Annotated in this window: 23 protein-coding genes; 1 reads left to right on the top strand and 22 read right to left on the bottom strand. The window is 61.1% G+C overall.

Annotation, left to right across the window (positions count from 1 at the left end; translation table 11 throughout):
- Positions 1 to 143: 143 nt before the first annotated feature.
- From ppdK to rpsP, 9 genes are all read right to left on the bottom strand, one after another.
- Positions 144 to 2894 (bottom strand): pyruvate, phosphate dikinase, encoded by a 2751-nt coding sequence (gene ppdK / locus AQ996_RS00220; RefSeq protein WP_055250017.1) that lies wholly within the window; start codon positions 2892 to 2894, stop codon positions 144 to 146.
- 296 nt (positions 2895 to 3190) lie between these two features.
- Positions 3191 to 4066: a pyruvate, water dikinase regulatory protein gene (locus tag AQ996_RS00215; RefSeq protein ID WP_055250015.1), complete on the bottom strand. Its 876-nt coding sequence runs from the start codon at positions 4064 to 4066 to the stop codon at positions 3191 to 3193.
- A 34-nt stretch (positions 4067 to 4100) separates the two neighbouring features.
- The gene (glyS, locus tag AQ996_RS00210; RefSeq protein WP_055250013.1) at positions 4101 to 6197 is read right to left on the bottom strand and encodes a glycine--tRNA ligase subunit beta; all 2097 of its coding nucleotides are present in this window, start codon (positions 6195 to 6197) and stop codon (positions 4101 to 4103) included.
- Positions 6198 to 6200: 3 nt separating this feature from the next.
- Positions 6201 to 7112, bottom strand: a complete 912-nt coding sequence (locus AQ996_RS00205) for a glycine--tRNA ligase subunit alpha (protein WP_006236091.1) — start codon at positions 7110 to 7112, stop codon at positions 6201 to 6203.
- Positions 7113 to 7171: 59 nt separating this feature from the next.
- Positions 7172 to 7735 (bottom strand): signal peptidase I, encoded by a 564-nt coding sequence (lepB, locus tag AQ996_RS00200; RefSeq protein WP_055250011.1) that lies wholly within the window; start codon positions 7733 to 7735, stop codon positions 7172 to 7174.
- A 2-nt stretch (positions 7736 to 7737) separates the two neighbouring features.
- Positions 7738 to 8496, bottom strand: coding sequence for a tRNA (guanosine(37)-N1)-methyltransferase TrmD (gene trmD, locus AQ996_RS00195; RefSeq protein WP_055250008.1), 759 nt, complete (start codon positions 8494 to 8496; stop codon positions 7738 to 7740).
- 13 nt (positions 8497 to 8509) lie between these two features.
- Positions 8510 to 8998: a ribosome maturation factor RimM gene (gene rimM / locus AQ996_RS00190; RefSeq protein ID WP_253274575.1), complete on the bottom strand. Its 489-nt coding sequence runs from the start codon at positions 8996 to 8998 to the stop codon at positions 8510 to 8512.
- Between the two features lie 34 nt (positions 8999 to 9032).
- Positions 9033 to 9278 (bottom strand): KH domain-containing protein, encoded by a 246-nt coding sequence (locus tag AQ996_RS00185; RefSeq protein ID WP_171021534.1) that lies wholly within the window; start codon positions 9276 to 9278, stop codon positions 9033 to 9035.
- A gap of 42 nt (positions 9279 to 9320) precedes the next feature.
- Positions 9321 to 9662: a 30S ribosomal protein S16 gene (rpsP, locus tag AQ996_RS00180; protein ID WP_022094749.1), complete on the bottom strand. Its 342-nt coding sequence runs from the start codon at positions 9660 to 9662 to the stop codon at positions 9321 to 9323.
- Between the two features lie 201 nt (positions 9663 to 9863).
- Between rpsP and dinB the strand changes: the two genes are divergently transcribed.
- A complete protein-coding gene (gene dinB / locus AQ996_RS00175; RefSeq protein ID WP_082435449.1) occupies positions 9864 to 11117 on the top strand; it encodes a DNA polymerase IV in 1254 nt (417 codons plus the stop codon).
- Between the two features lie 98 nt (positions 11118 to 11215).
- On the opposite strand, the gene rsfS is transcribed toward dinB, so the two are convergent.
- The 13 genes from rsfS to mreC form a co-directional block, all read right to left on the bottom strand.
- Positions 11216 to 11671, bottom strand: a complete 456-nt coding sequence (rsfS, locus tag AQ996_RS00170) for a ribosome silencing factor (protein ID WP_055250002.1) — start codon at positions 11669 to 11671, stop codon at positions 11216 to 11218.
- 28 nt (positions 11672 to 11699) lie between these two features.
- Positions 11700 to 12233: a bis(5'-nucleosyl)-tetraphosphatase (symmetrical) YqeK gene (gene yqeK / locus AQ996_RS00165; protein WP_197736885.1), complete on the bottom strand. Its 534-nt coding sequence runs from the start codon at positions 12231 to 12233 to the stop codon at positions 11700 to 11702.
- 86 nt (positions 12234 to 12319) lie between these two features.
- Positions 12320 to 12997: a nicotinate-nucleotide adenylyltransferase gene (gene nadD, locus AQ996_RS00160; RefSeq protein WP_055249998.1), complete on the bottom strand. Its 678-nt coding sequence runs from the start codon at positions 12995 to 12997 to the stop codon at positions 12320 to 12322.
- Between the two features lie 3 nt (positions 12998 to 13000).
- Positions 13001 to 14467, bottom strand: coding sequence for a GTPase ObgE (obgE, locus tag AQ996_RS00155; protein WP_172674577.1), 1467 nt, complete (start codon positions 14465 to 14467; stop codon positions 13001 to 13003).
- An 84-nt stretch (positions 14468 to 14551) separates the two neighbouring features.
- The gene (rpmA, locus tag AQ996_RS00150; protein WP_006236075.1) at positions 14552 to 14809 is read right to left on the bottom strand and encodes a 50S ribosomal protein L27; all 258 of its coding nucleotides are present in this window, start codon (positions 14807 to 14809) and stop codon (positions 14552 to 14554) included.
- Between the two features lie 33 nt (positions 14810 to 14842).
- Positions 14843 to 15217: a 50S ribosomal protein L21 gene (gene rplU, locus AQ996_RS00145; RefSeq protein ID WP_035138585.1), complete on the bottom strand. Its 375-nt coding sequence runs from the start codon at positions 15215 to 15217 to the stop codon at positions 14843 to 14845.
- A gap of 67 nt (positions 15218 to 15284) precedes the next feature.
- Entirely contained in the window at positions 15285 to 16097 is an 813-nt protein-coding gene (locus AQ996_RS00140; protein WP_055249994.1) for a TIGR03936 family radical SAM-associated protein, read from the bottom strand.
- Entirely contained in the window at positions 16094 to 17971 is a 1878-nt protein-coding gene (locus AQ996_RS00135; RefSeq protein WP_055249992.1) for a TIGR03960 family B12-binding radical SAM protein, read from the bottom strand. The genes AQ996_RS00140 and AQ996_RS00135 overlap by 4 nt, the downstream gene beginning before the upstream one ends.
- A gap of 10 nt (positions 17972 to 17981) precedes the next feature.
- The gene (locus tag AQ996_RS00130) at positions 17982 to 18911 is read right to left on the bottom strand and encodes a YcjF family protein (protein ID WP_055249990.1); all 930 of its coding nucleotides are present in this window, start codon (positions 18909 to 18911) and stop codon (positions 17982 to 17984) included.
- A gap of 18 nt (positions 18912 to 18929) precedes the next feature.
- Entirely contained in the window at positions 18930 to 20156 is a 1227-nt protein-coding gene (locus AQ996_RS00125; protein ID WP_055249988.1) for an FtsW/RodA/SpoVE family cell cycle protein, read from the bottom strand.
- Between the two features lie 9 nt (positions 20157 to 20165).
- Complete coding sequence (gene mrdA / locus AQ996_RS00120; RefSeq protein ID WP_055249986.1) at positions 20166 to 22235, bottom strand: penicillin-binding protein 2; 2070 nt, start codon at positions 22233 to 22235, stop codon at positions 20166 to 20168.
- Positions 22236 to 22248: 13 nt separating this feature from the next.
- Positions 22249 to 22815, bottom strand: a complete 567-nt coding sequence (locus AQ996_RS00115; RefSeq protein WP_055249984.1) for a rod shape-determining protein MreD — start codon at positions 22813 to 22815, stop codon at positions 22249 to 22251.
- A gap of 11 nt (positions 22816 to 22826) precedes the next feature.
- Positions 22827 to 23768 (bottom strand): rod shape-determining protein MreC, encoded by a 942-nt coding sequence (gene mreC / locus AQ996_RS00110; protein ID WP_082435448.1) that lies wholly within the window; start codon positions 23766 to 23768, stop codon positions 22827 to 22829.
- Positions 23769 to 23828 lie beyond the last annotated feature (60 nt).

Below are 23828 nucleotides of genomic sequence, written 5' to 3'. Positions count from 1 at the left end.
CGAGTATACACGCGCGGGTTTCTGCTGCAAGAACAATTTTTTACGCAGACAAAAAGACAAAACCCGCACATGATAACCGCCCGTCTCACAAATGAGACGGGCGGCATGAAGGGGGGCTACACTAGGCGTCTACGCCCAAAACGTTAGGCGGGACGCTTGGCCTCGAGCTTGGCCTGGGCGGCAGCCAAGCGCGCGAGGGGCACGCGGTAGGGCGAGCAGGACACGTAGTCCACGTCGGCCACGTTAAACAGGCCCTTGATGGACTTGGGGTCGCCGCCGTGCTCACCGCACACGCCAAAGTGCATGTCGGGGTTGGTGGCACGGCCCTTCTCGACGGCCATGCGTACCAGCTCGAGTACTGCCGTATCGATGGTCTCGAAGGGGTTGTCCTTCAGAATCTTCTTATGCATGTACAGCGGGATGAACTTAGCCTCGGCGTCGTCACGCGAGAAACCGAAGGTCGTCTGGGTGAGGTCGTTGGTGCCAAAGCAGAAGAAGTCGGCATGGTGGGCGATCTCGTCAGCGACCATGCAGGCGCGCGGCAGCTCGAGCATCGTGCCCACGGGAATATTGAGCTCGACGCCTTCTTCGACGGAAACCTCGGCGATCACGCGCTCGATGACCTCGCGGGTCTGGACATGCTCGGCCGTGATGGAAACGAGCGGAACCATGATCTCGGGGCGCGGATCGACGCCCTCCTTGATTAGGCGGGCAGCGGCCGTGGCGACGGCGCGAACCTGCATGAGCGGCAGATCGCTAAAGACGACGGACAGGCGAACGCCGCGCAGGCCGAGCATCGGGTTGGACTCGATCATGCCGTCGATACGACGCAGGCGGGCGCGCAGGACGGCAAGCTCTTCCTCGCTGGCGCCGGCGGCTTCCTTCTTGGTGATGGCGACCTCGAGGTCGCGAGGATTATCCAGGAACTCATGAAGCGGCGGATCGAGCAGGCGGACGACCACATCGCGACCGGACATGGTCTTGAACATCGCCAGGAAGTCCTCGGTCTGAACCTTGAGCAGGTCGGCCAGGGCCTGCTGCTTCACGGCCTCATCGTCAGACAGGATAAAGCTCTGGATGATGTTCTTACGGTCGCCTAGGAACATGTGCTCGGTGCGGCACAGGCCAATAGCCTCGGCGCCAAACTCGAGTGCGAGCTCGGCATCCTCGGGATTGTCGGCGTTGACGCGCACATGGTTGGCATGGCCACAGGTCTCGTCCAGACGAATCTCATCGGCCCAGGACAGGATAGTGTCCAGATCGCCGGTGAGCTCGGCCGAGACCAGATCAACGGCGCCGTCGACGACGATACCCTGGGTACCGTCGATGGAAATGACATCGCCCTCGCGCAGCACGCGGTCGATGCCCTCGATACGCACGACCTTCTCGGCGGCGTCGATGTGGAAGCGCTCAACGCCGCAGACACAGGGCGTACCCATGCCGCGGGCGATAACGGCGGCATGGCTCGTCTTGCCACCGTGGCTGGTCAGGATGCCCTCGGCGGCGACCATGCCCTTCAGGTCGTCGGGGTTGGTCTCCCAACGAACCAGAATGACCTTGTGACCCTCGGCGGAACGCGCGACAGCGTCGTCGCTCGAGAACACGACCTCGCCCACGGCGGCACCGGGGCTGGCATTAAGACCGCTGGCGAGAGCCTCGTACTTCTTGGAGGCGTCGAACTGCGGGTGAAGGAGCTGGTCGAGTTGCGCGGGATCGATGCGGCTCACGGCCTCTTCGCGGGTGATCAGGCCTTCCTCGACCATTTCGATGGCGATGCGCAGGGCGGCGGTGGCGGTGCGCTTGCCCACGCGGGTCTGGAGCATCCAGAGCTTGCCCTGCTCGATGGTAAACTCGATATCGCACATATCGCGGTAATGATCCTCGAGCGTCAGGAACACGCGCTCGAGCTCCTCACCTGCGGACTCGAGGCCCGGGGTGGTCTTGAGGTCGGCGATGGGCTCGGTGTTGCGGATACCGGCGACGACGTCCTCGCCCTGGGCATTAACCAAAAAGTCACCGTAGAACTCCTTGGTGCCGTCGGCCGGATTACGCGTAAAGGCGACGCCTGTCGCAGAGGTCTCGCCCTTGTTGCCAAAGGCCATGGCCTGCACGTTGACGGCGGTGCCGAGCTCGTCGGAGATGCCGTGCTGTTTGCGATAGATGCAGGCGCGCTCGTTCATCCAGCTGCCAAAGACGGCCTGGATGGCAAGGCGCAGCTGGAGCTCCGGATCGTGTGGGAAGACGGGCTTGCCATCGGCGACCTCGAGCTCGGGATACAGGGCGGCATCGACGTTCTCGGAGAAGATGCCCTTAAAGGTCTCGACGAGTTCCTGCAGGTCCTCGGCCGAAAGCTCGGAATCGACGCGAACGCCGGCGACCAGGCGGGCCTGGGTCAGGGCGTTCTCGAACAGGTCGGCATCGACACCCATGACGACGTTGGAGAACATCTGGATAAAGCGACGATAGCTATCCCAGGCAAAACGCGGGTTCTGCGTCTGCGCGATGAGGCCCTGGACGGAATCGTCATTGAGGCCCAAGTTGAGGACCGTGTCCATCATACCGGGCATGGAGAACGGAGCGCCCGAACGAACCGACACGAGCAGCGGATCGGAGGCGTCGCCGAGCTTCTTGCCGCAGCGGGCCTCGAGGTCCGCCTCGGCGGCAACGATCTCATCGAGTGCGCCCTCGGGCCACACGTTGCCGGCACCGGAGTACTCGACGCAAGTCTGGCAGGTAATGGTAAAGCCACCGGGAACCGGCAGGCCGATACGGCTCATCTCGGCAAGGTTAGCGCCTTTGCCGCCAAGCACGAAGTTCATGGACTTGTCGCCCTCGGTGACACAGGTGCCCTGGGCGTCGGTTCCAAAACGGTAAACCCTCTTGCAATCGCTCACGATACTTCCCCTTCCATGCACTAACGCGCACGACCGTGGTAACGAATCGACCCACCGGATGCGGGCCGTGAGGGAACTATACGGCGCGTTTTGGGCAGGCTTGAGCAGAGGATGCGCGGTTTGGTAAACGTGCTAAAACTGGCGGTAAACGGTAGGTAAAGGTGGTTACCTTATGAAGAGACCACTTCAATAAACTTGCAGGTCAAATGCAAGTAATTTGCTAAATCGCTTTACCATTATCGTGCATTATTTTTAGTTAGTCTTTTTAGACGGGGCTTTTTAGCTACCCCAATAAGCTAGCTTTGTTGGGCTCGACGGGCGGCGCGGCGGGCGCGGGCTTCTTGGATTTCCTCCAAGTGGCTGATGATCTCGGAGGCGCTCTCCTCGATGGCCTTGCCGTCGGTACGTACCACAAAGCAGCCTAGGCGCTTCATGAGCGCACGGGCTTCCTCGAGCTCGCTGTGCACGCTCTCGGGCTCGGCATAGGAGCCGGCAACGGCACGAGCGTAGTCATCGCCCAAGCGGCTATCGCGAATTTCAGAAATCACATCGACGGTCGAAATCAGGCCGAACAGGCGCATCGGGTCAACCTCGTAAATCGACTTCGGCGGCTCCATGCCATGGGCCAACGGAACATTGGCAACCTTGTAGCCCTGATAAGCCAGATACATCGACAGCGGCGTCTTGGACGTGCGCGATACGCCCAGCAGCACGATATCGGCACCCGACAAATCGTCGCAACCGCGCCCGTCATCGTGCTCAACGAAATATTCCATGGCCTCGATACGATGGAAATAGCGGTCATCGGTCCTGTGAATCACGCCCGCGACGCCTTTGGGCGGCACACCGATGAGCGACGATAGCACGGCGAGCGTCGGACCGATCAGGTCGACCGAACGGATATGCAGCATGCCCAGGTAATCGAGCACGCGGGCGCGAAGCGCCGGATCGACAATGGTGTGAAACACGGCAATATCGCGATGGTCGGCATCGACGCGCGGGCCCACAAACGACTCCACCTGCTCCACCGAGGTCACCTTGGGCAGGCGCAACAAACGAAAAGCCCCTTCATCAAATTGCCCGGACGCCGCAAGCACCACCTCACAAGCGGTATCGCCGAGCGAGTCGGAGATAACGATAACGGTGGGACGAGCGGTGACCGGGCAATCCATGCGGGGCTCCTTTTGCGCTTATGCGCAGGCTAGCTTACTTTTTGCGGGCAAGCTCGCCGATGTTGGCGATGCCGGAGAAAACGGCCTCGAAGCGGTTGAGCAGCTTAAGGCGATTATCGCGGAGCTGTTCGTCCTTGTCCATGACCATAACCTCATCGAAGAAACGGTCGATGGGCGCGCGCAGGGCGGCGAGGGCGGCAAATGCGGCCGGATAGTCCTCGGCAGCAAGGGCAGCATCGACAGCAGTCTGAGCAGCCTCGGAAGCATCGGCAAGCGCGAGCTCGGCCTCGCCCATCAGGCTGCGGTCGTACTCCGCGCCCAGCTCGGACTTGGAGATATGCGCGGCACGGGCATAGGCCGTAGCCAGGTTGTCAAAGGTCTCGGCATCGTTCTTGCGGGCCTCGTCGAGGGCGGCGCAGCGGGCGAAGAAGACGGACGGGGCGATGATGTGCACCGCGGAGACGGCAGCAACGGTGTCGGCCGGGATCTTCTCGTCGCGGGCCATGCTCACCAGGCGGCCATGGAAGAAGTCGCGAACCTGCTGGGCGACTTCGGCGGCGTCAAACTCAATGCCCTGCTCACTATAGAGCTCGAGCTCAAAGTCGATAAGCGACGTGGGGTCGATCGGCAGGCGGTCGCGCAGGATGTTGATGATGCCGATAGCGGCACGACGCAGCGCATAGGGGTCCGAAGAGCCGGTCGGGGGCTCGCCGATGGCAAAGATACCGGCGATGGTATCGAGCTTGTCGGCGCAGGCCACGATGCAGCCAGCGGTGCCCTCGGGCAGCTCGTCACCGGCAAAGCGGGGACGATAGTGATCGCGAATGGCGTGGGCGACCTCGTCGTTCTCCCCCATCGCGGTCGCGTAATAACCGCCCATCACGCCCTGCTGGCTCGTGAACTCGACAACGGCGTTGGACACCAGGTCGGCCTTGCACAGGTGCGCGGCACGGCCGGCATCGGCGGCAAGGTGGGCGCCCAGATGAGCCTCGCGGGCAATAGCGAGCGCGAGCTGCTCGATGCGCTCGGACTTGGCGAGCACGCTACCGAGCTTCTCCTGGAAGGCAACCTTGGCCAGACGCTCACGGAACTCGTCAAGGGAAATCTTCAGGTCCTCCTCGTAGAAGAACTTGGCGTCGTCCAGACGGGCGCGCACGACGCGCTCGTTGCCGTCGATCACGCGCTCGGCATTCTCGGGCTTGCTGTTGGAGACGACCACGAACTCACGCGTGAGCTTGCCCTCGCCGTCATAGATCGGGAAGTAGCGCTGGTTGGTGAGCATGGACTCGCAGATGATCTCGTGCGGGACCTTGAGGAACTCCTCATCGAAGGTACCAACGAGCACCGTCGGCCACTCGCAGAGGTTGATGACCTCCTCAAAGACCTTCTTGGGCGTATCGACATGGCAGCCGGGACGGGCAGCCTCGACCTCGGCGATACCGGCGAGAATCGCCTCGCGACGGCGCTCGGCAGAAAGCACGCCGGCATCCTCGAGCACCTGCTCGTAAACAGCGGGGCTGGCGACCACATGGTCACCGGGGCCAAGCACGCGATGGCCACGCGTGGTGTTGCCACTCGTCACGTCGGCAAACGACACGGGCACAACATCCTCGCCCAGAAGGCAGCAGATCCAACGGACCGGACGAACAAAGGTCGCGTGCTCGTGACCCCAGCGCTGAGAGCGGTAGTTGGGCCACTGCAGGCCGGCGATGGTCTTCTCGCACAGAGCGGTCAGAATCGGCGTAGCCGGTGCGGAAGGGATATTCTTCTCGGCAAAGACGTACTCACGGCCGTCGGTGTCCTCGCGACGGACCAGATCCTCGGCAGCCACACCGCACTTGCGGGCGAAGCCCTGGGCGGCCTTGGTGGCGTTACCGTCAGCGTCGAAGGCGATGTTTGCCGCGGGGCCACGCTTGACCTCGTGAACCTCATCGGTCGCGGTGGCAACGTCGGCAACGAGCGCAGCCAGGCGACGCGGGCTCGAGATCACGCGGACCTCGCCGTGGGCCAGACCGGCCTCGTCGAGACCCTTGGCGATCATGGTACCAAGCTGCTTGACGGCATTGTTCAGCGGTGCAGAGGGCATTTCCTCCGTACCGATCTCAAACAGGAAATCCTTAGCGTCTGCCATGGCTTACGCCACCTCGCCTTCCTGGTCGGCATTCTCGTTGACTCCGGCGACCTCGGCCATGTAGGCCTCGCAGCACGCCTTGGCGACGGCGCGGACGCGCAGGATGTAGTTGGCACGCTCGACCGCGGACAGGGCGCCGCGGGCATCGAGCAGGTTGAAGGCGTGGCTGCACTTCATGACACAGTCGTACGCCGGCAACGGCAGCTTGCGCTCCAGGCAGGAATGGCACTCGGCCTCGTAGTCGTCAAACTTCTGACGCATCATCTCGACGTTTGCGACCTCAAAGTTATAGGCACTGAACTCGCGCTCGTTCTCAAGGAACACGTCGCCATAGGTCATGGGCGTGCCGTCGGGCAGGTAGCTCCACACCAAGTCGTAGACCGAGTTGACGCCCTGAGCGTACATGGCGATACGCTCCAGGCCATAGGTGATCTCGACGGGCACGGGGTCGACCTCGATACCGCCCACCTGCTGGAAGTACGTGAACTGCGTGACCTCCATGCCGTTGAGCCAGACCTCCCAGCCAAGGCCCCAGGCGCCGAGCGTCGGGCTCTCCCAGTCGTCCTCGACAAAACGGACGTCATGGTCGTTGGGGTCCAGGCCAATGGCAGCAAGAGACCCCAGGTAAAGCTCCTGAGCATTAACCGGAGAGGGCTTAATGAGCACCTGGAACTGATAGTAGTGCTGCATGCGGTTAGGGTTCTCGCCGTAGCGGCCGTCGGCGGGACGGCGGCAGGGCTGCGCATAGCAGGTGCGCCATTCGGCGGGACCGAGCGAGCGCAGCGTGGTCGCGGTATGGAAGGTACCGGCACCGACCTCGGAGTCATAGGGCTGCATAATGACGCAGCCCTGCTCGCCCCAGTACTGCTGGAGGCGCAGGATGATGTCTTGGAAGGAAAGCGATGAAGCGTTCATGCCTCTAATATCCCCTCGTCGAAACGATTACACGGTTAGGTACTGTACTATAGCGGTTTTTAGTCGATAGCGCCGATGCGGTTGAGCGGCCAGTAGCGCACAAGCGCCACAGCGATCAAATCAGAGCGATCGACGGGACCAAAGTAGCGCGAGTCGGCAGAGTTTTCGCGGTTGTCGCCCATCACCCACACGCACCCGTCGGGAACGGTGTAGGGATAACTCACCTGGGCGCCAGGCGCTTGGACCGAAAGCGGCCAGCTCATGCCCGTCGTATAGTCCTCGTCGAGCGCTTGGCCGTCAACGACCACCTTGCCGTCCTGCAGGTCGACCGTCTGACCGGCCGTGGCAATAACACGCTTGACAAGAACATCATGCTCGGAAGTGGCATCGGGGTTGTGGAACACCACGATATCACCCTGTTTGACGGGCTGACCGAGCTCGAGGCTCACCTTTTGTGCCAGGATCTGGTCGCCAATCTCGATCGTGTCCTCCATGGAGCCGGTGGGTACCACAAAGGGCTCGACCACAAAGGTGCGGATCAGGAAGGTGGCCACGAGCGCGATCGCGATGACCGCGACCCACTCAAAAGCGCCCCTCAACGCGGAATGCTGCGATGGAACCATTCTCACTCCTCGCTCTGCGAATACGAAGCGTCCAGAATCTCCTGCGCGTATGCGCGCTCCTGGGGCGTAAGCCGTGCCGTCTCGATCAGGTCGGGACGCCAGCGGCAGGTGCGCTCGATGGCATTCTTACGGCGCCAGGCGTCAACCTTGGCATGGTCACCGCTCACGAGCACCGGCGGCACGCCCTCGCCGTTGAATTCAGCAGGGCGAGTGTACTGCGCATACTCGAGCAGGCCTCCGTCCTCGGCGGTCGAGAACGACTCGTCGACGTTGCTCATCTCGTCACCAAGGGCGCCGGGAATCAGGCGTACGACGGCATCGGCAACGACCATAGCGGGAAGCTCGCCGCCCGTGAGCACGTAATCGCCGATCGACAGGCGCTCGTCGGCATACGCATAGGCACGCTCGTCGACACCCTCGTAACGGCTGCACACAAACAGCAAGCGCTCGCTTTTGAGCAGGCGCTCGGCCACATGCTGTGTAAAGGGCTCGCCACAGGGGGTAAAAAACACCACGGTGGGCTTAGGACCCTCGGAGCTAATAGCCTCGATGGCCTCGGCAATAGGCTCGACCTTCATGAGCATGCCCTGCCCGCCGCCGTACGGCTCGTCATCGACGGTACGATGGCGGTCGTGCGTCCAGTCGCGCAGGTTATACGCCTTAAAATCAAAAAGGCCGGCCTTGCGGGCGCGGCCCAAAATCGATGTGGACATGACGGGCTCAAACATCTCGGGAAAGACCGAAAGGGTCTCAATCAGCATGTTGTCCTCCCTACTAGTCCATATCGATCAGGCCGTCCATAACGTGGACGGAAATTGTTCCTGTGTCGGGAAGATCGAGCACAACCTGCTCGATCACGGGAATCAGTACCTCGCCGTACCGATCACCCTCGACAACCCAAACATCGTTAGCGGGCGTCGACATGATCTCGACGATCGTGCCGAGTGAACCGAAGCGCTCGTCGACCACCTCGCGACCCATCAGGTCGGTATAGGCGGCGTCGAGTGAATCGAGCTCAAAATCGTCACGATTTGCCAACACATAGCATCCCGTGATGCCCTCGGCGGCCGTCAAGTCGTCAATGCCCTCAAAGTAGACCAGATCGCCATCGCCCGTATCGGTGACGGACACGACCGTGCAAAAGCGGTCGCGCTTGAGCGCCGGCGGCGTCAGGGCGACGCGCATACCCGGCTCTAATACAGAAGGAAGCCCCCGCAGCGGCTGCGCGAGGACCTCCCCCTTCCTTCCGTGCGGCTTGACCACACGGGCGATGTTTTTGTACTGGGACCTCAAGGTCCTAGCCCAGAACCTCTACCTCGACAGCAGTGTCGAGGCGAGCGGCCAGTGCACGGGCGAGCGTGCGAATGGCCTTGATGGTACGGCCACGACGGCCGATGACCTTAGCGACGTCATCCTCGGCGACAGAAACCTCAATCGTAGAGGCGTCGTCACCATCGATGACCTCAAGGCTCACGGAATCCGGGTCGTCGACGATCTGAACAACGAGATATTCGACGAGATCGGCGATGCGATCTGAGAGCATTGCCTCACCCTCGAGCTGTGCAGCGTCAACCTCAGGCACGATTTACTCCTCGGCGCCCTCAGCGGCCTCAGCGGCAGCCTTAGCGGCCTCGGCCTCTTTGGCGAGCTGCTTCTTGGACTTCTTGACGACGGTCTCGGTCTTCTCGCCCTCGTTGGCGGCCTTGACCAGAGCGGCGACGGCGTCGGTGAGCTGAGCGCCCTTGGACTGCCAGTCGGCGATCTTCTCGAGGTCGAGGTTGATGGTCTTGGGGGCGGTCATCGGGTTGTAGCGGCCAACCTCCTCGATGATACGACCGTCACGCGGGGCGCGGGAATCGGCGACGACGACACGGTAGTACGGACGCTTCTTAGCGCCGTGACGAGCAAGGCGAATCTTGACTGCCAAAGGAAACTCCTCCAACCAAGCAGCTTTAGGCTGCAACTACAAACAAACAGTTGAACATAATACGCCATCGACGCGGGCAGGTGAAGTCCGTGAGACCAACTTCTTCGGTGTAGTCGAGGGCAAATCCATATCTTAGACAAGAATTCGGGATTTGCAAGCACATACACGCACCCCACATGAGCTGCGCGGTATACTCATGACATGGAAAGACGCGAACATACATACGGTTATGAGGATGCCATGGGCGTCACACCGCCTCCCTGGACGGGTTCGGCGGTGGGCCTCATGGACCTCGATGCGTTTTTTGCGAGCGTGGAGATGCTCGATCATCCCGAATGGCGCGGAAAGCCGCTCATCGTGGGCGGAGACGCCGATTCGCGTGGCGTCGTGTCCACGTGTTCGTATGAGGCACGTCGCTTTGGCGTGCGCTCTGCCATGGCCTCGGCCGAGGCGCGGCGCTTGTGCCCACAAGCCATTTGGACGCACGGGCACTTTGATCGCTACCGCGAGGTGAGCGCGCAGGTCATGGCGATTCTTGCCGAGGAGACGCCGCGCGTTGAGCGCGTATCCATCGACGAAGCCTTTATCGATATCACACCGGGTCGCTTTGCGCCCGAGGACCCACTGCTGGTTGCACGGCGTATAAGCGACCGTGTGGCAGCGCTGGGAGTGACGTGCTCCATTGGCGTGGGCTGCAACAAGACGGTCGCAAAGATCGCAAGCGAGCGTGACAAGCCGTTTGGATTGACGATTGTGCGCCCCGGGACGGAACAGCGCTTTTTGGCCGCGCTACCAGTGTCTGCCATGAGCGGCATCGGGCGCTCGGCCGAGGAACGACTGCGCCGCATGCGCATCTACACCCTCGGCGAGCTATCACGTGCACCGGAATCCACCTTGGCCTCTATTTTTGGCGTCAACGGCGAACGCATGCGCCAGCGTGCGCTGGGACTCGAAATCTCCGAAGTCACAAGTCTCGATGAAGAGCGTGAGGTTAAATCGGTGAGCAATGAGCGCACCTTTGCGAAAGATTTGACTGAGCGCGGGGACATCGAAGCGGCGATTGCGCTGTTGGGCGAGTCAGTGGGACGCCGCCTGCGCCGTCAGGGACTGACGGGCGCCACGGTGACGCTCAAGCTCAAGTATTCGTATGGAAGCGGTCGCTCGGCACAGCGCCGGCTGCCTCATCCGACCGACGATGAGAACATCTTTGTGGCGGTTGCGCTCGAACTGCTCGACAACATCTGGCAGGAAGGCATGCATGTGCGTCTGGCGGGTATCGGGATGAGCGACTTTGACCATCAGGGCGGCATCCAGACCGACCTGTTCTGCGAAGTCGACGACCGCGGAGCCCAATCCAGCGACCGACGCGACCTCTCGGTTGCTATCGACGCCGTCCGAGACAAGTTCGGCGACACCGCCCTATCCTTCGGCCGCCAATCCCGCTTCAACGATTAACCGCCTTTGGGCAAAAAGAAAGCCGGGCAGGTACGGAAAACCGCAACTGCCAGGCAAAATGCGCGAGGCTAACTAAAAGCCCCGTATCAAATGAGCCACTAGAGGAGGTCGAGGGGGAGCTGGGGGGCGTCACCCCAGAGCTTTTCTAGACGGTAGAAGTCGCGGGCTTCGGGAGTGAAGACGTGAACGACGACCGAGCCGTAGTCCATGAGCATCCAGGTCTTCTGCTCGCGGCCCTCGATGGAGAACGGATGCTCGCCGCAAGCCGCGGCGACCTTCTCCTCGATCTCGTCGACGATAGAATCGACCTGGCGGTTGTTGGTACCGGTGGCAAGCACAAAGTAGTCGCACACGTCGGAAAGCTCGGTCAGGTCGAGCACCTGCACGTCCTCGCCCTTCTTGTCGTAGGCGGCCTGCGCGGCGGCGCGGGCGACATCCTCGGCGGCGACACCGCTCGCGGACAGCGAGGCGGCGGTGCGGTCGGACGTGGCAACGAAACTCTTGTGCTCCACACCTTCAAGAATCTGCTCGTCAGTCATGGTCTCGTCGGCCATGGAATACCTCTTTCTAGACACACCCGAGCTAGCGCAGCTGGGCGTAATGGTTGTAAATCGTAATAGCCGTGGGATAAAGATAGCGCCCGGACTGGATCACATAGACCAGGCCCTGCGCAAAACAGGAGAAGAACAACTCGTCGAGCGAGGACTTCCCCACCATCTTGCGCAGCGCATGGGCATAGTCGCCGTGGCGGTTGGGCTCGATGGCATCTGCCACAAAGACCACCATATCGAGCGGCGTCATGTCGCAAGCACCCACGGTGTGACGGTCGACAGCCTGAAAGACTGCCGGCGACAGCTCGGGAAAAAGCTGCGGAAGCTCATAGGCGGCAACAGGGCCATGCAAAAGCGGCGTCGCGGCGGAAGGAGAGCCGGCAACCTTGATGCCATAGTGAAGCGCGCGGGCCACGAGCTCGTCATCGGAAAGCACCTTGTCCCAGTCGTGAATTAAGCCGGCGGCAGCGGCATCAAAGCGGTCAACGCCGTAGACCTCGGCCAGATGAAGTGCGGTCTCGGCAACACCCAGCGAATGCACATAGCGCTTGCGCTTATCTTTCATGCGAACATCGAGCAGCTCTTGAATGCGCTTGAGCAGCGCGCGCTCATCGCCCTCAAACTGATCCTCTACCGACAACGTAGCCCCCATCACTCAAAATCTTCTTGACCCAGATCGACATACAAACTGCGCTTGCGAATGTAGCCGAGCACAGACTCGCTCGTAAGATAACGCACGCTCATGCCGCGGGCAACTCGCTTACGAATGTTCGTCGAGCTGATCGCCAGCGCCGGAATCTGAATATAGCGCACATCGAACGGCAGCCCCGACTCTTTGATTCGGGCACGAGCCGTATCGATATCAAAACCCGGTCGCGTCGCCGCAATAAAAGTAGCAAGCTCAGCGATTCGCTCGGCATCATGCCAGGTCACAATATCGATAATCGCGTCGGCGCCCGTAATAAAGTAGAGCTTTACCTGCGGCGGGTAAAAGTCGCGAAGGGCATGAAGCGTATCGGCCGTATAGGTTACGCCCGGACGGTCAATCTCGAACCGGCTCGCCAAAAAGGCCGGGTTCGCGGCGGTGGCGAGGACAGTCATGGCATAACGGTCCTCGGCAGGCGTCACCGGCTTGTCAAGCTTAAAGGCGGGAGAGCCCGCCGGCATAAAGAGCACAGCGTCCAAGTCGAGCGACTCGCGCGCCTGCTCGGCAGTCACCAGGTGCCCGTAATGAATCGGGTCGAATGTGCCGCCCATAATGCCAAGCCGAAACTCTTTGCCCTCTTTTATGGGCAGCTCGGGCAAACCGATTCCACCGCGCAGCGACATGGCCTACTCGCCCTCCGAGGTCTCGGCATCGTCCGCGGCATCCGCCGCATCGATAGCCTCGACGCCCTCATCCGCAGCATCGGCCACGTCAATGGCCTCAACGGCAACGTCCTCGCCAGCGTCCTCGAGCTCCTCGTACTCCGAGAAGTCCTCAGCGCCCTCAAAGTCAAAGGCACGCTGGCAAATGCGGACCTCGTCGCCCGCACGGCAACCGGCCTTCTCGAGCGCGTCGTCAACACCCATACGCGCAAACTTATGCTGCAGGTAGATGACGGCTTCCTCGTTTTCCCAGTCGGTCTGGATGACCATGCGCTCAATCGCGCGACCGACCACACGGAAGGCACCGGGCTCTTCCTGGACAATGCGGAAACGTTTCTCGCGCTGCAGACGGCGGCGCTCCCACTCCTCGTCGCGCAGATCGACCGGCTCATCACAGACCGCCAGCTCGGCGCGAAGCTTAGCAACCTGCTCGCCGACGGCAAGCATCAGCGTATTGAGCCCGGCACCCGTCACGGCGGACACGGCAAAGAACATATGGCCGTCGTCGAGTGCCGCACGCTTAAGGTCGGCAATCTTGTCGGCCGTGCCCGGCGCATCGCACTTGTTGGCGACGACGATCTGCGGACGCTCCGAAAGCTCGGCGCCATACTGCTCGAGCTCACGGTTGATGATGTGGTAATCCTCAACCGGATCGCGATCCTCAAAACCGCCCGTCATGTCGACGACATGCATGATCAGGGCCGTACGCTCAATGTGGCGCAGGAACTGGTGGCCCAGGCCACGGCCCTCGCTCGCGCCCTCGATCAAACCAGGAACGTCGGCAACGACGTAAGAATACTCACCGGCACGCACCATGCCGAGGTTCGGCACGAGCGTTGTAAACGGATAGTCGGCGATCTTGGGACGGGCGGCACTCATGCGCGCGATAAGCGAGGACTTGCCCACCGAGGGAAAGCCCACGAGTGCGGCATCGGCCATAAGCTTCATCTCGAGCTCAATCCAGTGCTCCTCGGCCGGTTCGCCCAGCTGAGCGAACGCGGGCGCGCGGCGCACCGACGTCACAAAGTGCGTGTTGCCCAGGCCGCCGGCGCCACCGGGCGCCACGACAACGCGCTCGCCGTCGTGCACAAGATCGGCAATCTCGAACATCGGGGTCTGCGTCTCGGGGTCGAGCTCGCGCACCACGGTGCCCATGGGAACCTTCAGGATCAGGTCCTCGCCGCTCTTACCGTTACGACGGGCACCCTGTCCGTGCGTGCCGCGTTCGGCGCGGAAGTGATGCTTAAAGCGGTAATCGATCAACGAAGACAGCTGAGCATCGGCCTGGATGACGACATTGCCACCACGACCGCCGTCGCCGCCATCGGGGCCGCCCTTGGGGACAAATGCCTCGCGCCTAAACGACATACATCCGGCTCCGCCGTCGCCGCCGCACACGTTAATGCGGCTGATATCGGTGAACTGTGACAACAGAATCGCCTCCTACAAAAAGAGGGAGACCCTTGAATCCTAAAACTCAAGTGCCTCCCACATATGTGCTCTATGAAGGGTGAATTACGCGTTCGCGAGCGGGCGTACGCTGACCCTGTGCTTGATACCCTTGTGGAACTCAACGGTACCGTCGACCAGCGCGAACAGCGTATCGTCCTTGCCACGGCCAACGTTCTCACCCGGATGGATGTGAGTGCCGTGCTGGCGGACGAGAATCGTGCCCGTGGTTACCGTCTGGCCGGCATAGCGCTTCGTGCCAAGGCGCTGACCGCGGGAGTCACGGCCATTACGGGAGGAACCGAGTCCTTTTTTGTGTGCCATTGTGTATACCTACTCTTTCGTTACGAGTGTTATCTACTCGGCGACGGGAGCCTCGGCAACAGCCTCGGCCTCTGCCTTGACAGCCTTCTTGGCGCGGGACGTAGCCTGGACCTTCACGATCTTCAGCTTGGTGAGCTGCTGACGGTGACCCTTCAGACGACGATAGCGCTTACGCTTGTGGAACTTGAAGACCAGCTGCTTCTCGCCCTTGAACTGCTCAACGATCTGAGCGGTAACCTTGGCCTTGGCCAGCTTGTCGGGATCGGTGACGATCTTCTTACCATCGTTGAGGAAGATGACCGGCAGGGTGACCTTGTCGCCCTCATTGCCCTCGATCTTCTCGACGGTGATGACATCGTCGGTGGCGACCTTGTACTGCTTGCCGCCCGTGTTAACGATTGCGTACATGTTTACTTGCCCTTCATGCATCAGTTAGTGCAACAGCCGAATATAGTAGCAGGCGAAAATACCCCCGTCAACGAGTATGTGGAGCAAATCCACAAGTTCGCACAGGTATGGGGCTGACGAGTCGGCCCTCGTCGTCCTCGCATGCTTGATTCTGACGCTCGACATCGTAGGAGCAGATGGTCACGAGGTCTTGCATACCGGTGGAAACAATAGGTGCATCCACGCCCGGGGTCAAGCCCTGCAACAAAACATCAGCTGCAGAAAGCAAAATTTCCGGACGCATGGAGCCCTCGTTATCGGCATGGGTATCGAGCATGAGCACCAAATGGTCCGGGCGCTCCCCCGCCGTGAGCTCATAGCCCACGAGCGTGTGATCCAAATCCAAGCGCTTGCTCTTTTTGCCGCGCGCGTAGTCGATGCCATGGTCCGCGCGCAGCGTGTCGATCGCACGACGCACCTCGTCGGTGCTTACGGGCGCCTCGGGATCCAAGTGCAGGTCGATGCGATACGACAGACGCGTGAGTTGCGCCGTCAACGCCGGCGTGCGCACGTCGATATACGCCGCCTCGATGGGCGCCAGATCGGCCGGAGACGCCGCAGCCAGGCGCCCAAACGCCTCGTCGAGCGCCACGAACTCGGTCATAAACAGGTCATACCACTCGCAGATCGACGACGTACCCACCGGTAGCGCCGAAGAGAAGCCCACTCGCATGTGCGGAGAGAAGCCCTGCGTGACGGCATAGGGAAGTCCCGCACGGCGCACGATGCGCTCAATGGTATGGATTACTTCGAGATGGCCCAGGTACTTAAGGCGATCGCGCTTGCCATAGCGAACACGAAGCCTAAAGAGCGTGGGGTTGTCGGTCAGGCGCTCACTCATGCGCGATCACCCATCAATACATTCTTGGCGTGGAGCGTGGGGCAGATTCCGCAGCCGGTGCACGACGTGCGGGTGCAGTCGGGAGTCGTGACACCCTCGAGCGAGCGACGGTACTCGCGCTCGAGAAAGCCGCGCGTGCAGCCGGGACTCACGTGCTCCCACGGCAGGCGCCAGTCCAACTCGTAGGGCAGGTGCACGAGCTCATTGAGGTCGATGCCGTTTTTGGCAGCAGCCTCCTTCCAGTTATCGAGCGAGAAATGCTCTACCCAGGCGTCAAAGCGAGAGCCAGCGCGCCAAGCATCGATGATGACGGGCGTCATGTCACGACCGGCGCGGGAGAGCGCGGCCTCAATGAGCGAGGTCTCGGCATCGTGGTAATGCACGCGGACGGCACGGTTGCGAACGCTCGTGATAAGCAGCTTCTGGCGACGCTTGACGTCGTCGTAGTCGAGCTGCGGGCACCACTGGAACGGCGTGGCAGCTTTGGGGATAAAGACCGAAACCGAGATGGACACCGAGATCGAGCCACGACGAGCCTTGGGCACCACGGAACGACCGAGCTCCAGCACGTGATCGGCCAGATTGGCGATGGCCACGATGTCCTCGTCGCGCTCGCCGGGAAGGCCCATCATAAAGTAGAGCTTCATGCGGTTCCAGCCGGCCTCGAAGGCTGCTTTGGCCGCGCGATCCAAGTCCTCTTCGGTCACGTTCTTGTTGATGATGTCGCGCATGCGTTGGCTACCGGCCTCGGGCGCGAACGTCAGGCCGCCCTTCTTTTCGCCGGCGACCGACTCGGCCATATCCACGCCAAACGAATCCAAGCGCTGCGACGGAATAGACACGCGAATACCCGTATCCTCCAGGCGACGGTTGAGCCTGCCGAGCACGTCGCGAATGCAGGAGTGGTCGGTCGTGGAGAGCGAGGTCAGCGACACCTCGTCATAGCCGGTCTTTTCCAGACCCTGAATCACCGACGAGACGATCTGGTCGGCCGAGCGCTCGCGCACCGGGCGATACGTCATGCCGGCCTGGCAAAAACGACAGCCGCGGGCGCAGCCGCGCAGAATCTCGATAGACAGGCGATCGTGAACCAGCTGCGCATAGGGCACGCACGACTGCGACAGCGGATTCGTGGCGCCGAAATCCTCGACGACGCGTTTGTAGACCACGGTCGGCGCATCCTTGCCCTCGCGCGGCACGGTGTAGCCATGCGGCGAGCAGGGCTCGTCGTGACGAACCTCATAGAGCGACGGCACGTAGTTGCCGGCAATGGATGCAAGCTGCTCAACAATCTGCGCGCGCGGGACTCCTTCGTCGCGCAGGCGGCGATGCAGCTGGCAGGTCTCGAGCAGCGATTCCTCGCCCTCGCCGATGAGGATGGCATCGAAGAAGGCCGCGTACGGCTCGGGGTTGTACACCGAGGGACCGCCGGCGATGATGATGGGGTCATCTTCGCCTCGGTCGGCCGCTAACAGCGGAATGCCAGCGAGATCGAGAGCCTCGAGGAAGTTCGTCACCGCCATCTCGTGCGGCACATGCAGGCCGACGATATCAAACGAAGCGACCGGCGCTGCACCCTCGAGCGAGAGCAGCGGAATGCCTGCCTCGCGCATGGCATCACCCATATCGGGCCACGGCACATAGCCACGCTCGCAGGAGATGCCCTCGGCCTGGTTAAGGATGTTGTAGAGGATGGCGATGCCCTGGTTGGGCAGACCAACCTCGTACACATCCGGGTAGATCAGGCAGCAACGGTAGTCGGCATCGGCCTTTGAAAGTGTGCCCCACTCGTGATCGATATAGCGACTCGGCTTCTCGACCTTGGCGAGCAGTGGCTCAATTAAATGAAAACAGTCTTGATACGGAACGCGCAACGGAAAACCCCTAAGCAGCGAGATCGGATGCGTCTTGGTAGGACGCCATAGGACGGGTAGCACCCGCGACCGTGGTCACCAGATCGCGAACGCGGGAGAACGTGGCAGTGACCACCTCGTTGGCACGGCTGTAGTCGACATCACGCTCGTAGAGCGAAACGAGCGCACGGCCCATGCCATAAGTGCCCGCGGCAGCAGTGAGCGCCTTGACGGCAAACCCAATATGCGGCGTCTGCTTGACGAGCGCACGGGTGACCGCGCGGATCACAAGACCGCCGGCAAGCACGCCCGCGACCTCGTAGCCGCGCTCAGGCTTAATGCCGCGTCCAAAGACGGCAGCGAGCTCAAAGAGCATGCCCACCTGCGCCAGCGCCATAACGGGATAGTCGGCGCCCGGCAAAAACACCAGCGCACCGGTCGCCATATTGGTGAGCGCGCACGAGGTGATGATACGATTGGCCGCCGCGATGCGCATGAAGGCAAAGTTCGCCGCAAAAGCCGTTTCCTTTTCGGTGCGATCGAGAATCCAGCGGGCAAGCGTCTCGAGCAGATACGTCTTATCGGTTGCCGCTACCACGCCGAGCATGGGCGTGGACTCCTCGATAAACGGCACCTCCACAGCAGACTCGGCAAGCACGCACACGGGCGCGCCGGCGATCACGAGCTCCTGCACGGCACTCTCCAAGCGGTCGGAACCGCACGAGAGCACCAGTACCACATCGGTATCGGTCTTTGGAGCAATTCGCTCCTCCCCCAGACGCTCGACGCGCACAATGCCCGAGGTCGTCTGCGGCACAAAGGCGTCACGCACCGTCTCGGCCAGAAAGCGCGAGGCGGACGAATCCAGATAGACCGAGACGCGCACCGGCGTATCGGAATCCTTCTTAACGGACGCGCCCATCTTAAAAGCGCGGGTCAGCTTATCTACCGGAATTTTCATAGCAAACCCCTCCAGCGGTTACGCGGCGCCCGAACGATGCCGCCATATGGATTGTACGATACCCACCGTCAGCAGCTGAATCATCATCGAAGACGAACCGAAGCTAATAAACGGTAGCGGAATACCGGTAATCGGCATCATGCCGATGCACATGCCGATGTTTTCGAAGGTCTGAAACGCCCACATGCCAACGATGCCCACACACGATAGGCGCAAGAACAGCGACTCGCACTTAAAGGCGACGCGAATCGTCGAAAAGATCAGCAGCACGTAGAGGCACAGGAGCAAAAAGGAACCGCAAAAGCCAAAGGTCTCGGACAGGAAGGCGAAGACGAAGTCGGTGTGGAACTCAGGCAGAAAGCCGCCGGCCGACTGCGTCGCATGGCCCAAACCCTTACCAAAGAAGCCACCCGAACCAACGGCGATAAGCGACTGCTGCAGGTTGTAGGCATCGTCCGAATCGGCATTATCGGGATCGATAAAGACCGTCAGGCGGTTCATCTGATACTGCTTGATGAGCACATCGTGGCCGAGCAACGAATCAAAAACCGAATCGAGCGCCAGGACGAGGGCCACCAGGCCCACGAGCAGGGCCAGGGTCGACAGCACCCATTCGCGGCGTGCACCGCTCATACAAATGACGATGGCGCCCGAAACCAGCACGACCAGGCCCGAGCCCAGGTCGCCCATGGCGACAACGGCCAAAAACGGAATGGACAGCATGCCGCAGAGCTTGACGTAGTCGCGAACGGTATCGATGCGACCGTTATACTGCGAGCCAAGCGTGGCAATAAAAAAGATGGTGATGAGCTTGGCAAGCTCAACCGGCTGGAATGTCAAACCGATACCGGGAATCTTGATCCAGCCCGTCATGCCCAGACCGCCCGTATAGGACAGACCCGGAATCTTGGGCGAGAAGATAACGATCAGGTCGATGACGAGCAACGCCGTCGAGAAATTGGAAATACCGCGCAGGTCGGTACGCCAGACCAGCACCGCCAGCACCGCCCCGATGCCAATTCCCAGCAGATGACGTGAGAACGAGGCATCGGCCTTAAACTGCGAAGCCGACCAGATGATGATGGCGCCGTAGGCAACAAGTGCCACGGTGGCAAGCAGAACTCCGATATGCACCTTTTGGCGAAACGTGCCGCGCGAGGCCGAAAGTTGCTTGTTGACGCGGTCCAGGCTGCTGCGAGAGCCGGTCTTGGTTGAACGGAACAGATCCGCCGGAGAAAAATCCATCGCAACCTCCTATCGAACCGAAGAATCGCCCGAGGCCGAAGAGGTATCGGGCTCGTCATAAATCACGCCGAGCACGTCGCGCACGACATGCATCGCGGTATCTGAGCCACCGCCGCCCTGCTCCAGGACAGTAGCGATGACATACTTGGGATCATCGGCCGGTGCATAGGCGCAGAACCACGCGTATTCGTCCTCGCCGCTTTTCTCGCCCGTGCCCGACTTGCCGTATACCTGCGGCGTCAGGGTGCCAAAGTGAGCCGCCAGGGACGTCGATGCCGTGTAAATCACGTCGTGCATGCCGTTGCGAACAAGAGTCAAATCCGAATCGCTGTTGATCTTGGCCTCCAGGCGCTTCTTCTTGCCCTTGCCGTTGTACTTATAGGCATCGCCGTCGCCATCGCGCGACACGGCAGACAAAAACACGTGAGGCACGTACTGTTTGCCGCCGTTGGCAAGGCCCATGTAGGCGCACGCCATCTGCAGGGGCGTCACCAGGATGTCGCCCTGGCCGATGGCAATGTTGGTCATATCGCCGGCATTCCACTTGCGGTCCTCGGCAGAGGCGTCGGTGAAGTACGACTCCTTCCACTCGGCATCGGGAATACGGCCCGCGCCCTCACTCGGCAGATCGATACCGCAGGTCTTGCCTAGGCCCCAGCGACGAAAGACCTCCTGCAGGCCCTCGGAATGTTGCTCGTCATAAAAGAACGCCTTGCCCATGTCGTAGAAGACGGGGTCGCACGAGTTGGCGATACCCGACTGCAGCGTCATGGTGCCGTGGCCAGACGTCAGCCAGCAGCGCTTGCCCCACGCCTTGCCCAAGCCCGTCCAATAGCCCGTGCAGTTGGTTGTCTGCGTTGAAGTGTAAGTTCCAAACTCAAGACCAGCCAGTGCCGAGAGCGGCTTGATGGTCGAGGCCGACATGTACTGTCCGCTAATGGCGCGGTTGAGCAGCGGGTGCGAACCCTTGTCGTCATTGAGCTCGGTCCACACGTCATTTGAGACGCCGCCGATAAAGACGGACGGATCGAACTTGGGCTCGCTCGCCATACCCAGGATCTCGCCATTGTTGGGATCGAGACACACCACAGCGCCGTTGCCGGCATTGCTGTAGCCAGTGGTCTTGGCAAGCTCGATGGCGCTCGCCAGCGCCGTCTCACAGGCCTGTTGGATCTTAAGGTCGAGCGTGAGCTTAATGTCGGAGCCGGCCTTGGCGGGCACGGCGCCGGCCTGACCGGTCACATTGCCCGAGGCATCGACCTTGACGGTCTGCTCGCCACGAATACCCTGCAGCAGGTTTTCGTAGTAGCTCTCAACACCCGCCTGGCCCACGATATCGCCCGACTGGTACGTAATCCGGCCAGCAGAAGCATCATCATCGCCAGAGGTTTTCTTATTCTGGGCCTCGAGCTGCTCGGAGGTAATGGTGCCGGTATAGCCCAAAATGTGACAGGCCGTCTCGCCGTACGGGTACTGACGCTCGGTACGCTCGGCAATCTTGACGCCCGGAAACTCGCCGGCGTGCTCCTGAATATAGGCAACCGTAGAGCGACGGACGTCCGTCGCGATGGTATGCAGGCTCTGGGCGCCCTCGGAATTGTCCTGAATATTGCGCAGAACCGCCACGTAGGGCATACCGAGCACGTTGGCAAGATGGCGAACCAGAACCTCATCCTCGGCAAGGTCGCGGTAGGCCACGACAGCAAGTGAGGGACGGTTCTGGACAAGCGCCACGCCATTGCGGTCGAGGATGCGGCCGCGCACAGCGGGTGTGGTAACGGTGCGCGTCTGATTGCTATTAGCCTGCTTTTCGTAATAGTCCGACGAGACCATCTGCATACCCCACAGCTTGACGGCAAGCGCCGCGAACATCGCGCCCACACCCGTGGTGAGGATGGAGAAGCGGCCCTTAAAGGCGGTCGCCGCGGTATTGCCCTCGCCCTCGGTGGCGCGCGGGGCCGTTCCATGCTGCGTATCGTAGGTAAAACGGGAATCGCCGCGACGCATGATGACCAGCGCGACCACGATGGCCACAACCAGCACGATACCGGCGATAATAACCGTCATCTGGGAAGACATCTACAGGCCTCCCCTATTTGAGCTTACGGGTCTTGGGCTTAAAGCGCATGCCCGTCTGGCGTCCGCCACGTGCCGAGAATCCATAACCGGACTGCGGCACGACGCCGGACATCAAAAACGGAATGGCAACCAGACCCGTCAGGATCGAAGACGGCAGCGCATGGCCGAAGATCGCCACGACAAAGCTCGTCTCCAAACCCATAAACAGCAAGATGATGCTGTAGATCACATTAATAACGAGCGCGAAGGCACCCACAGTGATGCCGCGCGCACTCGGGGTACCGCCCGTCTGACCGGCGGCGCTATGCACCAGGGCAAAAGAACCCACGGTCAGCAGGAGCGACATAACGCCCACCGGCACGGCAGCGGAAAGGTCATAGAACAAGCCGCTGCAAAAACCGCATACGACGGCACGGGTCGGGTCGCCCGAGAACACGCTTAGGCACACCAGGATAATCATAAAGTTGACGCGACCGCCCGCAATGGAGATCTGCGGTGCCAGGCCTGCCTGCAGCAGCACGCACACGATGGCGGCGATTACAAACGTGCGGGAGCTCATCCCCTGCTCGTGTAGATCCATGGACATGCCCCCTATTCGCTCGAGCCGGAATCGGTCGTCTCGGACGTGTCGGAACCGTCATCCGGGCTCTCGTCCTTCGTCTTGGTCGCAGCATCGCGCGACGTTCCCTGCGGCGTGCTGTTGGCCGTGTTCACGTCCTCATCCGAGGCCGACTGTTCGTCGGTCAGCGAGGTAATGACCAGCACTTCCTCGTTATTCTCGGCCGTCGTCTGGGCGCGCACCACAATGGTGTAGTACACGTCGTTAGCCGATTTCTCAACCGATGAGACGGTGCCGAGCGGTAGACCCTTGGGGAACACACCGCCAATACCCGAGGTCACGATGATGTCGCCAACCTTAACGTCGGAATCGACGCTCACATACTCAAGACGCAGCGTACCGTCAGCCTGACCCTGCAGCATGCCCTGGGCGCGCGTGTCCTGCACCATGGCGGACACGCCCGAGCTCTCATCGCCAATCAGACGCACGGTGGACGTCTTGGCCGAGACCTCGATAATCTGGCCTATGACACCGGCAGAACTCGTCACAGGCATGTTGATGGTAAGCCCGTCGGCAGAACCCTTGTCGATGGTGACGGTCGAGGTCCAGGCATCGCCCGAAGCGCCGACGATACGAGCTGCGGTTGATTTGAGGTTGTAGGTCGACTGGAGGCCGACCAGCCCCTCCAGACGCTCGGCGGTCTTTTGAGCCTCGGAGAGCTCGGCAACCTTAGAGGTCAGTTCCTCGTTTTGCTTCTTAAGCTCGTCAAGCGTGTCCTGCGACGCCGTAAGGTTAGAGAACACATTGCCGATCGCATTGAAGGGAGCCGCCACAGCCGAGCCCACAAAGCGCACCGGCGAGGTAATCGTCGTCACGCCCGAGCGCACGGCATGAATCGGCCCGGCCTCGCCCTCACGGATATAAAACGTGAGCAGCAACACCGAAATCAGGCTGAAAACAATCAACGGGCGCATACCCGTTGATTGTCGCTTGGTATTCAGATTTGTAGAGAAACCCGAAGATCGTGCCAAATG

Origin of the sequence: Collinsella aerofaciens, assembly GCF_001404695.1 — a bacterium.
Classification (GTDB): domain Bacteria; phylum Actinomycetota; class Coriobacteriia; order Coriobacteriales; family Coriobacteriaceae; genus Collinsella; species Collinsella aerofaciens_E.
Note: the sequence above shows the minus strand (reverse complement) of the source record. Positions and strands in the feature narration are given on the sequence as shown.

Bases quoted from the DNA above. Each gene is read 5' to 3' on its own strand.
- rpmA (WP_006236075.1), bottom strand. From the start codon at position 14,809: ATGGCACACAAAAAAGGACTCGGTTCCTCCCGTAATGGCCGTGACTCC.
- lepB (WP_055250011.1), bottom strand. From the start codon at position 7,735: ATGGTTCCATCGCAGCATTCCGCGTTGAGGGGCGCTTTTGAGTGGGTC.
- AQ996_RS00140 (WP_055249994.1), bottom strand. From the start codon at position 16,097: ATGAGTGAGCGCCTGACCGACAACCCCACGCTCTTTAGGCTTCGTGTT.
- rsfS (WP_055250002.1), bottom strand. From the start codon at position 11,671: ATGGCCGACGAGACCATGACTGACGAGCAGATTCTTGAAGGTGTGGAG.
- dinB (WP_082435449.1), top strand. From the start codon at position 9,864: ATGGAAAGACGCGAACATACATACGGTTATGAGGATGCCATGGGCGTC.
- nadD (WP_055249998.1), bottom strand. From the start codon at position 12,997: ATGTCGCTGCGCGGTGGAATCGGTTTGCCCGAGCTGCCCATAAAAGAG.
- AQ996_RS00115 (WP_055249984.1), bottom strand. From the start codon at position 22,815: ATGGATCTACACGAGCAGGGGATGAGCTCCCGCACGTTTGTAATCGCC.
- AQ996_RS00125 (WP_055249988.1), bottom strand. From the start codon at position 20,156: ATGGATTTTTCTCCGGCGGATCTGTTCCGTTCAACCAAGACCGGCTCT.
- mreC (WP_082435448.1), bottom strand. From the start codon at position 23,768: ATGCGCCCGTTGATTGTTTTCAGCCTGATTTCGGTGTTGCTGCTCACG.
- AQ996_RS00205 (WP_006236091.1), bottom strand. From the start codon at position 7,112: ATGAACGCTTCATCGCTTTCCTTCCAAGACATCATCCTGCGCCTCCAG.
- rplU (WP_035138585.1), bottom strand. From the start codon at position 15,217: ATGTACGCAATCGTTAACACGGGCGGCAAGCAGTACAAGGTCGCCACC.
- mrdA (WP_055249986.1), bottom strand. From the start codon at position 22,235: ATGTCTTCCCAGATGACGGTTATTATCGCCGGTATCGTGCTGGTTGTG.
- AQ996_RS00130 (WP_055249990.1), bottom strand. From the start codon at position 18,911: ATGAAAATTCCGGTAGATAAGCTGACCCGCGCTTTTAAGATGGGCGCG.
- AQ996_RS00185 (WP_171021534.1), bottom strand. From the start codon at position 9,278: ATGCTCTCAGATCGCATCGCCGATCTCGTCGAATATCTCGTTGTTCAG.
- glyS (WP_055250013.1), bottom strand. From the start codon at position 6,197: ATGGCAGACGCTAAGGATTTCCTGTTTGAGATCGGTACGGAGGAAATG.
- trmD (WP_055250008.1), bottom strand. From the start codon at position 8,496: ATGCTGATTGAGACCCTTTCGGTCTTTCCCGAGATGTTTGAGCCCGTC.
- yqeK (WP_197736885.1), bottom strand. From the start codon at position 12,233: ATGAAAGATAAGCGCAAGCGCTATGTGCATTCGCTGGGTGTTGCCGAG.
- AQ996_RS00215 (WP_055250015.1), bottom strand. From the start codon at position 4,066: ATGGATTGCCCGGTCACCGCTCGTCCCACCGTTATCGTTATCTCCGAC.